The organism is Flavobacteriales bacterium (assembly GCA_013001705.1).
Lineage (GTDB): Bacteria > Bacteroidota > Bacteroidia > Flavobacteriales_D > JABDKJ01 > JABDLZ01.
The window spans coordinates 1-9,942 of sequence record JABDLZ010000271.1; the positions used below are offsets into that span (position 1 = coordinate 1).

Annotated in this window: 3 protein-coding genes; all 3 read right to left on the minus strand. The window is 49.8% G+C overall.

Annotated elements, in window-relative coordinates:
• Positions 1-383: 383 nt before the first annotated feature.
• Complete coding sequence (locus HKN79_10790; protein NNC84052.1) at positions 384-2,159, minus strand: T9SS type A sorting domain-containing protein; 1,776 nt, start codon at positions 2,157-2,159, stop codon at positions 384-386.
• Positions 2,160-2,513: 354 nt separating this feature from the next.
• The gene (locus HKN79_10795; protein NNC84053.1) at positions 2,514-8,396 is read right to left on the minus strand and encodes a T9SS type A sorting domain-containing protein; all 5,883 of its coding nucleotides are present in this window, start codon (positions 8,394-8,396) and stop codon (positions 2,514-2,516) included.
• A gap of 250 nt (positions 8,397-8,646) precedes the next feature.
• A partial coding sequence (locus HKN79_10800; protein NNC84054.1) for a T9SS type A sorting domain-containing protein occupies positions 8,647-9,942 on the minus strand: 1,296 nt, incomplete at its 5' end.

Sequence of the window (9,942 nt, forward strand, 5' to 3'; positions counted from 1 at the left end):
CCACTCGAGAGAGTGGCTTTTTTCATGGAATGGATCCAGAAAGAGCTCGCTCTTATCTGGAGGAATGGAATGAGAATAGCCAGACCCTGTCTGGCTATTTTGTTCTATCACCTCCCTGAATCAGGATGCGCAGCGAAGCGGAGCAATCCTGCCACCCCGAAATAGAAAAAGCCACTTGTAAGAGTGGCTGTTTTCATGAAGAGAATCCAAGTCGAGTTGATAGCAACTTGTGAAACGGAATTCATACAGCCAGAATTCAGTCTGGCTCCAACTGCTGTTAATACTTCCATTCAGGATGCACAGCGAAGAGAAGCAATCCTGCCACCCCGACAAAGAAAAAGCCACTCCTAAGAGTGGCTTCTTGATCAAAATTCAGTCATACGTCAATGTATGGTCAGCTTGCGTATAATGGGCATCCCATCTATCTGACAGCGTACATAGTAGATTCCAGCAGGTAAGGTCTGTTCGAAGCCGATCAGCGACCGTAGCTCCGCTCCCTTACTAGCTATCGTCTGGTGGTGTACTGTCCTGCCGGTCTGGTCCAAGATGTCTATACGGATCCCCTGCTGGGCATCCGGCAATCCGGATAGCTCGAGCATCACCTGTTGTCCATCGGAGGGGTTGGGAAATAGGTCCATGGTGACCGATTCAGTACCAATGAGTTTCAGCTCCGAAACATCATCCGATGGGGGAGCGCTAGGTCCTGTAGGGTTGATATTGATCACACATATTGTAGAGAAGGAGCCAGGCTGATTGCCTACCCATGCTCTCACCCTCACGTTCCAAGACCCTCCTTCACTGAGATCCAGGTCGGTATTGTGAAAGGCCAGTGCAGCGCCATTGGTCAGGGTCGTTTGCACTCCGGAGCCCAGTAAAGAAGCAGGCGTCCACTCCCATTCATAGCCGGTGGCGCCATATACATATTCGGCCATGATATGATTTGGATCCGGATAGTCGTAGGTGCCGTCACAGTAGCTCATCTGGATCTCGGTATCTTCCGGTTGCGAAGCCATGGAGATCATACAGCTAGGGCCTGAATCGGACCAGGATCCATTGACCTGTACTTCTACAGTCACATTATATACCGAAGAGTTATACTGAAGTCCTGCGCTCCCTGAGCCATCTACTGTATGGAGAGCTAAGGCATAGTTGTCAGACGTTTCTACAAAGGGACCTCCAGGGCCATCGAAGGTGAAACGATATTCATCGGCCCCGGCTACGGGTACGGCCTGTATCTGATCTTCCAGATAAAGGTCGGTCGCGGTGGGGCAGAATTCGGGTTGCAATTGAGTGCTAGGAACATCATTCTGGATGATTATCGGACAAGAAGCCCCGAAACCTGACCAGAATTCATGGATGCTTCCATTCGCGCGCATCCTCACCCTGTGGCTCACGGAGACGTCATAGGTCTTGCCATATTCCAAGCCCGGTACACTAGCAAGTGTTAGATAAGGTGTCTCCCCAGGATTGGAGTAGTTCACCGTCAGACCGCCTCCTTGTTCTTCAAATCGGAAGCAATAGCCTTTTACCGGTACATGGGGATTGGAGTAGAGTTGACCGAGGTCATCCCTTTCCGCATAGATGGATTGGGAGAGGTCATAAGTGCCTCCACAGTAGGCGGGATTCAATCCTCCGTCCTCGAAGGTCTTATGCTGCACTTCGATGGTGCCTCCACCAGCTCCAGGGAAATAATGATAGACTCTGAAATAGTAGGTATTACCCGGAATGAGTCCACCTGCAACACTTCTCTCGATCCCACCATCGAACGTATTGTCCTCACAGGCAAGGGGAGTACCACCGCAGGCATCGAAGATCTCTACGACACTGTTGGTCCCAACACCGCGAGCGATCACGGCATCGTTGGCAGATTGGGCTACAAAAGAAAACCAGATGTCATCGTCTTCCGCACCACCACAACTGGTGACTCCGGAATCCGTAGCGTCTGCATTGCTGAATGACTGCCATCCGGCTTCTCCTAGAATGGAAGATGTGATCGGGATCGCATCTACACAATTGTCATTAGGTACACCTCCGATACTCTCGGAAGTCATGTGAGCTGCAAAGGGTGCGCAGAAGGCATGGGATTCCATGTCGATGTCAGAATCCTCAGATAAGAATGGAGTTCTCGCGTCTTGGATATCGATGGATCTATCTGCCATCAGAATATCGGTATTGCGAGAATGTAACGAGAGCGCCAGCAGACAGAATAAGCTGATGAACGCTAATTGATAGTTGGTCGTGTTCATGATACAAAGGGTATTAGTTCATACTACCTATCGCAGGATCACAAATGAGAGGGATACTACGAAAGGAATATCAACTTCAAGGTAATCAGCATGTTAGGCCTATAAAACACCATGATCCGGTAGATTGTACTAGCTATAATTAGCTAGAAGGACGAGGCATCCAAAGTGTGATTGGGTCATGCTCTTAGGAGCTAGATACGTGCAGAATAGGTAAAAAAAAAGGAGGTGATCATCACCTCCTTTTCCTTCAATCAGTTGCTGAGAAGATCAGCGTTGGACCATCAATTTCTTCGTCAGTCTCACATCATTGATGTAGAGGTTGACAAAGTATAGTCCTGTTGCCAGTTCATTCTCGAAATCCAATATATACGTGGCTTCTACCCCCTTATTACTGAATCGATCTGTGAGGATGACCTTCCCTGTCTGTTCGATTACCTCGATCACAATACTCTGATTCTCGTCAGATAGTTCGCTCAAGTGGATGGCAACCTGATCTCCATGGGTCGGATTCGGATAGATCTCGGCCATAACATCGCTCATGAGCATGGCTTTAATATCCGAAACATCATCCGATGGGGGAGCGATAGGTCCTGTAGGGGTGATATTGATGACACATACAGTCGAGAAAGAACCATTCTGTCCATCGGCCAAGGCTCTGACCCTTACGTCCCATGATCCTCCTTCACTCAGATCGAGATCGGTGGTATGGAATGCGAGTGAGATACCATCGGTCGTAGTGGTCTGTGTGCCTCCGCTCTGTCCAGATGTAGGTGTCCATTCCCATTCATATCCGTTAGCTCCATAGACATACTGAGCTAGTATATAGTTCGGATCCGGATAGAGGAAGGTACCTCCACAGTCAGAACCTTGCACCTCTGTGTTCTCAGGTTCAGAGGCCATCGTGATCATACACGGAGTACCTGGTACACTCCAAGCGCCATTGACTTGAACTTCCACACTTACGTTGTAGACTGAAGAGCCATACTGAAGCCCTGGGCCTCCGAATGGTCCTACAGTGTAGAGGAACATCGCGTAATTATTGGACGACTCAACGAATGGTCCGCCCGGACCATCGAAGGTGAATCGATACTGATCAGCTCCCGGTACAGGCACGGCCTGTATCTGATCCTCCAGATAGAGGTCTTCGGTGGCCGGACAGAATTCAGCGATCAACTGGGTGGTAGGTACATCGGCCTGTATGGTGATAGGACATGGTGTACCGTATTGTGACCAGTACTCGAAGATGCTACCATTGGCACGCATCCTCACTCTGTGGCTGACCGAGACGTCATAGGTCTTTCCATATTCCAGACCCGGCACGCTCGCAAGTGTGAGATATGGGGTCTCTCCGGGGTTGCTATAATCCACGCTCAGACCACCTCCCTGCTCCTCGAAATGGAAGCGGTATCCTTTCACCGGTACATTGGGGTTGGAATACAATTGGCCGAGGTCATCGCGCTCTGAGTAGATGGACTGGGATAGGTCATAGGTCTCGTTGCAGTATTGACTCTGAAGTTGAGAATCCTCATACGTCTTCACCTGGACTTCGACACTTCCACCTCCGGCACCACTGAAGTAGTGATACACTCTGAAGTAATAGGTGGCACCAATGACGAGTCCTCCAGGAACGCTCCGCTCGATCTCACCGCTGAGGGTGTTATCCTCACAGGCTATCTGCGCACCTCCACAGCCATCGAAGATCTCGATGACCATATCGATCCCATCGCCTCGGGCAATGACAGCATCATTGCTTGATTGGGCGACAAAACTGAACCAGATGTCATCATCTTCATTCCCAACACAACTTGTTACTCCAGAGTTTGTAGCAGAGGCATTGCTGAAGACCTGCCATCCAGGTTCTCCGAATATGGATGTAGTCACTGCAATTGCGCCTGAGCAGTCATCATTGGCAATGGGAGGAGGAGGTTCCCAGGCACAGATGTCGAAGGTACCTTCGCTTCCTCCACCGAATTCCCACACGGCAAAGTATATCACCTCTCCGGGTGTACGTCCACTCAATTCTAATCGTGGAAGCAACCCTGGTCCATCATCATCATCACATTCTATGGATACCAAAGATCCACATGTTCCGGAGTAGGCCTGCATTCCACCATCGGAGAATCCGACAGAATTGCTCACCTCGACTATAAGCTCTCCACTTGCTGGGACGATGGCTGAGAACCATACATCCTGATCAGAATAGGATGCACAACTATGAGCAACACCAGAATCAGTCGCATAGACATTGCTCCCATTTGAAGGGGATTCACAGGATCCAGACCCTACGGAGAGCGCAATGGCACCACTACAGTCATCATTGGCAGGTGGAGGTGTATGTGTGAAATTTAAGGAGACATAGTTTCCAATAAGTCCGCTACAGTCTGAGGCTACATACAAGGTGTATTCATTACCTACAACGAATGCACCCGTAGCGGTTGCAGAGGTATCTGGTCCTGATCCGCTGGCAATGGCAGGGGCAAATCCTTGAGGATCCGTAGCATTCTGTATCTCCCATAGATAATTCGTGGCACCAACGGCTGGATTCCATGCTATGTCCACCGTGCTGGTCGCTGTGCTCGTAGCTGTCAGCCCAGTGACATTCGGACAGGCAGGTGGAGGTCCCAAAGTAGGAATCAGACACCAACTATTCAAGGTTCCACCATCACCAGAAGCACCATCGGCTACGGTCAAGGTCCAGTCCCCATCAAAGGTCTCGCCATCCAAGAAACCAAGTGCTTCAAAAGGTATTTCGAATGCAGCAAGCGGAGGACAGTTCGAGCCAGCAGCATCAGTGGCCTGATCATCATATTCCACGTCCATGTTATCGACACTTCCACAACCATTTCCTGAACTTACCAATGTGATATCGGTATTGCCCGGACTATTCAAGGTTACGGTAAGATCTCCGATGTAAGAGTGGGTGATGTCCAGATAGACATTCAGATCGGTCAGCACTTGAGGAGTTGTACCTGAGACTGTTATGACATCTGATATCGAAGAATTATCGACCGTGGGCGTGCCAGGGCTGCTGGTATATGTTCCGCAGTCATCTCCAGGAGCTGGAGTCGCCAAAGTAGGTATGAGACACCACGAATTGAGTGTTCCTCCGTCCAGTGGGTTCGGGTCGGTCACAGCCAGTGTCCAATCTCCATCGAATGTCTCTCCATTGAATGCAGAAAGCAGGTCAAAGGGTTTTTCGAAAACACCTACCGGAGGACAGTTGGCTCCATTGTTATCTGTGGCAGCATCATCGTATTCCACATCGAAGTTCGCGACACCTGTACATCCTCCTCCATTTACAACTAGGTTCACCACGGTGGAAGCCGGGCTAGTGAGGGTTACGGTGATGTCTTCAATGAATGGATGCGTGATGTCCAGATAGACATTGAGATCGGTGAGGAACTGAGGGTCCGTCCCAGTGACAGTGATGACATCGGTGGTCGTTCCAGGGTTGGCCAGAGTGGCTGATGGTGCACTGCTATATGTACCACAGTCATCACCTGGCGCAGGAAGTGCCAAACTGGGGATCATACACCAGGAATTCAATGTCCCTGTATCTCCGAAGCCTCCATCACTCACGGTCAAGGTCCAATTCCCATCAAAGGATTCTCCATCAAATGCCGAAAGCGCAGATGACGGCATCTCAAAGACACCGATGGGAGGACAAGTCGTACCTGATGCATCCGTAGCCTCATCATCATATTCTACATCCATGTTATCAGCTCCACTACATCCGCCACCACTGGAGACGAGCGTCACTACGGTGTTGGCCGGGCTGGTCAGAGTGACCGTAAGGTCTCCGATGAATGTGTGTGTGATATCCAAATAGACGTTCAAGTCCGTGATCAGCTCTGGAGATGTCCCGCTCACCGCTATCACGTCAGTGATGGATGTATTATCAGGAATAGCTGTGGCTGGACTACTGGTATACGTCCCACATTGACCTCCGGGCGGAGGCGAAACAAGTTGGGGTATGAGGCACCATGAGTTCAGGGTTCCTTGATTGGGAATGCCATTGTCTGCCACTCTGATAGTCCAGTCCCCTTCGAATATTTCTCCATCGAAAGCCCACAGTGCGGTGGATGGTATCTCGTAAACTCCAATAGGAGGACAGTTCGTTCCAGAGAAGTCGGTTGCTTCATCATCATACTCAACATCCATATTGTCTTCTGCGGTACACCCTCCTCCACTGGTCACCAATGTGACGATGGTACCAATGGGACTTTCTAGCGTGATGGTCAGGTCACCTATACGTGTGTGTGTGATATCTACATATACATTCAGGTCACCCACGGTCTGTGGACCAGTGCCCGCTACAGTAATGACATCGTTAATGATCAGACCATCTACTATCGGTGTGGCTGGACTACTGGAATAGGGTCCACATGCCGTACCCGGAGGGTCCAAGAATAGCGTTGGAAGTAGACACCAGGAATTCAAGGTGCCATCATCACCTGCGAATCCATCTGTCACTGCAAGTATCCAATCTCCATCGAAGGATTCGCCATCGAAAGCAGAAAGTGCCGAGGCGGGGATCTCATATACTCCTATCGGAGGACAGGTGGTCCCTGAAGGGTCGCTGACCTCGTCATCGTATTGAACATCCATATTGTCAGCACCTGCACATCCTCCTCCTGATGAGACGAGTGTCACGGTGGTGTTGGCGGGGCTGGTCAGGGTGATGGTAAGATCACCTATGAATGTATGAGTGATATCGAGATAGACATCGAGGTCGGTCAAGGTCTGTGGTGTAGTTCCGGTCACGGTAATGGTATCCCGTGTGGTCGTACTGCTCGGGATGAATTTGGATGGAGAACTGGCATATGCTCCACAATCAGCTCCTGGAGGTGGTAGAACCAGCTCAGGAATGAGGCACCAAGAGTTCAGAACACCAGGGTCAGGACTGGCTGCATCGATAATGGTCAAGGTCCAATCTCCATCGAAGTTCTCACCATTGAATGCACTCAGAGCCTCGAAGGGCATCTCGAATACGGTGATCGGTGGGCAATTGGTACCACCAGGATCGGTGGCCGAATCATCATATTCCACTTCCATATTCTCTTCTGTTGTACATCCATTCCCTCCATCGACCAAGGTGACAGTAGTATTCGATGGGCTGGTCAATGTGATCGTGAGGTCACCTATATAGGTATGGGTGATATCCAAGAATACATTCAGGTCGGTCAGTTGTTCAGGATATGTACCACTCACCGTAATGATATCGGTGACGGTGTCGTTATCTGGTATTGCAAGTGCGGGGTTGCTCGTATACGTTCCGCATTCCGCCCCAACAGCAGGCGCATAATTGACATTGAAGTCATGTGCTGCCGGGCTATTGGCACCGGTCCATACCACATATATGGTCTCTCCGGCACTCATCGTTTCGGTGACAGTCTCTTGCGTACTACATGCATCGACTATACACTGTGAAAGAAGCAGTGATCCACAAGTGCCAGTGAATGTAGCCAACTGAGTATCCTCGGTAGTAAGGCCGCAGGTCTCCACAGTAAGGTCTCCATTCGATGGAGCAGTGAAGGTATAGTAGCGTGCAGCACCTGTCCCGCAGGAAGGGGCCGGGTCACCGGTATAAGGGCCTGTATTGAATGTACCTGTGGCCGATATATCGATGGCATTGCCGCAATTGTCTCCCGGTACCGGGGGATTGGGAATGAGACACCAAGTGTTGAGCGTACCTATATCGCCTGCAAAGCCATCTGTAATGGATAGTATCCAGTCTCCATCGAGTGCTTCACCATTCACGGCTGACAATGCGGTATTCGGAATCTCGTAGACACCGATAGGAGGGCAGTTGGTACCCGCTGGGTCGGTAGCGAAATCTGAATATTCCACATCCATATTGTCTTCTCCAGCACAAGCAGCTGCTGTGAGGCTTACTACGGTATTGGCTGGACTGGTCAAGGTGATCGTAAGATCATTGATCCAGGTGTGATTCAAATTCACGTAGACGTGCAGGCCACTAAGGGTAATACCTGATCCACTGATACTGATCGTGTCTCGGGTCAGGCCCAGATCGGCAATGGCTTTAGAAGGGTTAGTCGTATATAATGGGTTACAGGTCGATCCTGGCTGGGCATGCAGGTCGATCATGGCGAATAGGATCATTCCCGAAAGAATGAACCGTATGAACATTGATTTCATCTGTGACTGTATTAGGGTTGTTATTGTGATATGGGTGCCATGGAAATCCATGGTCTAAGACTCGGTCGATCCCTATGGATTTTTGCGAGCGGGCTCAATGTAGATCAATACCTAATGCATTGCATAATAAAATCAAGACTTTTTGTATGCATGAATAGTATATAAACGTAGATGGACCGCGAGATTCAGCCCATGGAGTGAAAAGATTCAGCGGTAAAAAAAAAGGCGTTTATCGAGTGATCTAATCGACCACCACCTTTGAATAGTTCATGTAATCGCCTTCTGAATAACGAACAATGTAGATGCCTTGTTGGAGTTTCTGATCGAATTCAATCCTCGTCAGCTGGTTGTTCGATTTCTTAGTCAAAATCTGTTCAGCCATCACTCTTCCGCTGGTATCCAATATTTCGATACCGATAGGATATTCTGATCCACCGATTCTGCTGAACACCATAAAGAGTTCATGTCCATCACTCGGGTTTGGATATATCCTGAAATTCCAGACAACTTGATCCTCCAAAGAGGAAAGGACATTCTGAGTGACCAGACTATATTGTGCCATACAAGAGTCGGGCCCACTGATGGTCAAGGTCAACAATCCCGTCTCGGAGCTATTCCACACTACTTCAACCTCATGTGTCCCTTGGCCGCTGAGAATATCCCCACCGGCTATCTCCCAGAGATAATCGAAGCCTTCTAGTAGATCGAAAGTGTAGATATAGACCTGTTCTATGGTAGGCATCGTATCGCCTTGGATGCCCGAGGTCTCGATATACTGACAGGAGCCGTCATCCCACGTGCTCTCCGGCTCGTAATTGCAGGCTTCAGGGTCTGTACATCCGAATACCTCATTCCCTTCTATCAAAGTCAGGGTCTGGTCCACGGCTATATCGTAGAGAGTGGTGTCCAGTCCATCGGGCCAGAGGATATGGATGGAGTCTGCTACACTGTAGCTGGCCATACCGAAATGTTGCACATAGCTATTCTGCGATGCGAAGTTCTCACCGCACCCGACACGTCTCATCTGCTGTATCCCATCGGTATAGACCCGTATGACCGAGCCTACCGCCATGCGATTGGATGTTGTGCCCACCAATCGGAACTTGAGGAAGTGATTGCCCGTGGTGCCCTGATTGATCCAGAGGGAATGCCGGTTGTCGATATCTGGGGCATACTGCTCGATGCTCGAGAAATCGGGATGACCATCCCCATTCACATCGCCAAATGCTCCTGAAGCCTCATCGTCAAAATCGAATTGGAATCCCCATGCGGTGCTCGCATCCACGAAACTCGCTGCCCCACTTATATTCTCCATAAAACGATTGTGACTTCCATAGGTGCTGATGTGGAGGTCGAGGTCCATATCGTTGTCGGCATCCATGAAGAGTCCCGACCAGGTGAATGCCTCGAAGTCCAAGCCCTCCTCTAGAGTACGGTCCTCGAAAGTCCCATTCCCCATATTGCGAAGCAACTTGCATGAATCGATATCGCTCGTAAAGAGGTCCAGCCAGCCGTCATTGTCATAATCGCCCACACT